The sequence below is a fragment of the Streptomyces sp. NPDC006476 genome, assembly GCF_040612015.1.
GTDB lineage: Bacteria > Actinomycetota > Actinomycetes > Streptomycetales > Streptomycetaceae > Streptomyces > Streptomyces griseorubiginosus_B.
Genome location: NZ_JBEXPK010000219.1, coordinates 1 through 3,448 on the forward strand (window position 1 = coordinate 1; position 3,448 = coordinate 3,448).

A 3,448-nucleotide genomic window follows, 5' to 3' on the forward strand; every position below is an offset into this window, starting at 1 on the left:
GCCTGCGCCCTCACCGGAGCCGGCCTCGCGCTCGCCGCCCGTGCGGGCCGCCCCGCTCTGGCGGTCGCGGCCCCCCTCGCGGCCACCGTCTGGGGTGCCGACCAGGCGTTTCGCCTTCGACCGCAGCGCCTCCACCTTGGCCGGCACTGCGTCCAGGCCGAACATCACGGCCAACTCCTGGCAGGTCAACGGCCCTTGATGGAGCCGGTGCCGGTCCGTGAGGGCCTCGAGGATGCGCTGATAGTCCACCGACAGCACCGACCAGGCCAGCCCCTCACGCCACACCGGCACCTGCGACTTCGGTTTCGCCGCCGGCCCGGGCGCCGAACGGGTGTCCGCGTCCTGCGGGCCGGGGGCAGCCTCTTGATCAGCGATGTGGCCGATGTCCGGAGCCAGGACGGTGACCACCTGCCGGCGAGCGATCGCCCACTCATGCCATTCCTGCTCGGCCGCGGCCAGTTCGGCCTGGATGCGATCAGCTTCCTCACGCAGCCCGTCGACTCGACAGCGAGCGGCGAGTTCGTGCTGTTCCAGCAGCCCGACGACCGACGGCATCTGCAACCTCCCAGGGAGTGACGACACGACACGCCACTACTCCCACCAAATCACACGCCCTACGCCTGACCAGCGAAAACGCCGTCTTCAGATTCGGAACGACAACAGCCACTTACTACGTAAACGCCATCTGTGCCTGATCCTGCCGGTTGCGCATCAGGCTCCGTAGGTCGGTGAAGTGGGCGGAGGCGCGCAGGGCGTTCATGCGCGTGTTGATCCCGGCCGGGCCGGTGCCGTCGAGGATGAACAGCAGACGGGGAACAGGGCGTAGCGGCGCCGCCAGGTCTCCTGCGGTTGGGGCTGGCTGATGGTTCGGCGCTGGGGTCGGCCGAAGGGGATGGGAATGTAGTCGTGGAGGCGGGCTTAGGCGGTGAGCTTGGCCGCGAGGCGGTCGGGTCCCATGGTGGCCCGGTCGACTTCCACGAAGGCCCGCAGCATCGACCCGCCGTTGTGGGAGTTGCGGTAGTACAGGAGGGCGTCGGGGATGACGGTCTCGCCGTTGCCGAGGGGGTGGTAGACCTCGGGGATGAAGTCCAGCGGCCGGCACACGTCCCCGCGCCGACGGGCGTCCTGCAGGAAGGCGAGGCCGGTCTGCGTCACCGTCAGCGTGTGGCCCACCCGCAGGCGGGCGGCGGTGCAGTCCGACGTCAGCCGCGGCGGCCGCCACTCCCGCAGCTCCGGCCACTCCGAGGCGACCTCCACCCCGTACTGGGTGGCGAACCACACCCTCGTCCGCCCCGCGCGCGGCAGGGTGATGCGGTCGACCAGACCCTCCTCGCGCAGCTTCGCCAGCCGCCGCCTGGTCTGCTCGATCCGCACCCCCGGCGCGACGATCAGATGCATCTGCTCCGTCGTCGCCATCCGGTACTGCGCCACCACCGCCAGCGCCAGCCGGTCCGCCCCGCCCGTATCCACGTTCAGCATCGGCGTGCCCTCCCATACGGTGCGGCACCCTCCCTTCGGCGCCGCGCGTACCACCCAGGCCAGCGCCCCGCCCCGACCAAGATCCCGACCATGGGGGCCCGACCACGGTCACGATGCGATAACCCCGCCCCCGACCAGGCCGACAACCCCGACCACAGCCCCCACCGACAACCCCGCCCACAACCGACCGCGCCTCTCCGGAAGGTGACGGCATATCAGAAGGTCACCAGCCCTTTCCGGCGTGGTCGCCAGGCCGACATCCCCCTCTGCACACCCCCGCGCCACTCCCAGCAGGAAAAGAAGGAAGGGAAGGGCGGGCGGGACGGCGGGCGCGCCTCGGGGGATCGGGGCGGCCCTCTCCTTCGCGTTGCGCGTCGGCGGGGCCTCCGCGCTCGAGCGCCGGACGGGGTCGGCGCGGCAAATGGGAGGCAGAGCACGGGGCGCTACGCGGCGACGGCGGCCACCGCAGTGAGCTCGCCGTGCAGTTGGTGCGCTTCTGGCCTCGCGCGGCGTCGAGGTGCCGCAGCCCGCAGCCCGCAGCCCGCAGCCCGCAGCCCGCAGCCCGCAGCCCGCAGCCCGAGGACGAAGGCGCCGCGCCGCCGCCGACACTCCGTGCCAAGGGCGGGCCGGGAGCCCGCCCCCGGGTCTCCTTGGGTGGGGCGGGACTCGTTCGGTCGTCAGATGGCCGGACGGCGTGTCTGGTCGGCGGTTGGTGCTGTGCCTGGATCCTGGCTCGGGCGGACCGTCCTGCGGGGTGTGAGGCTCACACCCCGCGTTTCGCCTGGCCATGCTGCGCTTATCGCTTGTCGCCTCGCAGGTCAAAGGCACGGTATCCGGTGTCACCGCTGGGCCCGAGACCAGGACGACAAGCGGCAAGACAAGCGACAAGCGGCCAGTGAGAGTCTGCCGGGCATGTGCTGGCGGGCGGGGGTTTGTCGGCGGTCATCGTTGGAGTGACGGTCATCAGCGTCGCCGGGGAGTCCCATCAGGTGGACTGCGGCCTTGATCGATCTCAAGGTGATGACGGTGGCCTTGGTCTACCGCTACCGGCACCAGGCTAGCGAGCCCGTGCCTTCCGGGTGTGGCCCGGAGGGAGCGGTCTCCGGGCCACTCCCGGAAGCGCCCACCGGACAGTTATGGGACTGCCAGACGGGCGATATTCGGGGCATACGGCCCGAGGCTCGGCAGTGTGTGCCCCGGGCCGTATGTGTACCACAGCAACACAAGACGTGTCCGTCGAGTGTTCCTGCGTCTCATCGTCGCTCGCTGTGGTTGCTTCCATGGTCACCTTTGGGCTCCTGACTCAACAGAGTCATATGACCCCTGCTTCCTGTCTGTCCCGGACGGCGGTTCTGTGCAGCCTGCCAGGCCTTCGGGCAACGGCGGTGCGCCGGCGAGGGTGTGAGCGGCTGTCAGGGCGGTGGCGAGGGCGGGGCCGGTCGTCGTGCCATGAGCGGTGAATGGGGCCCGGAGGAGTGGGTGTTCGAGGCACGGGGGGTGCGCGATGCGTTGGTGGCGGTGGGGGAGTTCCTGCCGGAGTGTCTGTCTGGTGAGCTGGAGGATTGCGGCACGTCGGCGGGGGATCATCGCGGGGTGTGGCTGGCGATGTTGAAGGCGTGGGCACAGTTCATGATCGAGGCGAACCACGGTGCGCCGGAGGCGGAGCGGTTGGGCGGTCGGCTGTATCGCAAGGTGCTGGGAGACGGGCGCCGGCACTTCCGGTTGTGACGGGCAGCGGGAAAGGGGCGGTGTAATTTCTGGAGTTTTGGAGCGTCCTCGTTGCGGATTTTATTCCGGGGACGTTTCGTGTTTAGGGCTGGTTTGTGTTTCGGGTTGACACATTCCGCTCGGTGGGGGTCCCTTATCCCTCATCCTGTCCGCGTACAAGTGAACGTGCACCACCTCGTACGGATGAGAGTGCACCGTTCTTGATGCGGTGAGGGGCAAGGGCCGCGAGTCTGCTGCTGTC

General features: G+C 69.6%; 3 protein-coding genes. 1 reads left to right on the forward strand and 2 read right to left on the reverse strand.

The genetic code is table 11. The features are described from left to right. Together ABZZ74_RS53125 and ABZZ74_RS53130 are read right to left on the reverse strand one after the other, a co-directional pair. The coding region (locus ABZZ74_RS53125) for a hypothetical protein (protein ID WP_356951306.1) at positions 1 to 555 on the reverse strand (555 nt) is incomplete at its 3' end. A gap of 363 nt (positions 556 to 918) precedes the next feature. Continuing rightward, positions 919 to 1,479, reverse strand: coding sequence for a replication-relaxation family protein (locus tag ABZZ74_RS53130; RefSeq protein ID WP_356951307.1), 561 nt, complete (start codon positions 1,477 to 1,479; stop codon positions 919 to 921). 1,449 nt (positions 1,480 to 2,928) lie between these two features. Between ABZZ74_RS53130 and ABZZ74_RS53135 the strand changes: the two genes are divergently transcribed. Further along, complete coding sequence (locus ABZZ74_RS53135) at positions 2,929 to 3,207, forward strand: hypothetical protein (protein WP_356951308.1); 279 nt, start codon at positions 2,929 to 2,931, stop codon at positions 3,205 to 3,207. Positions 3,208 to 3,448 lie beyond the last annotated feature (241 nt).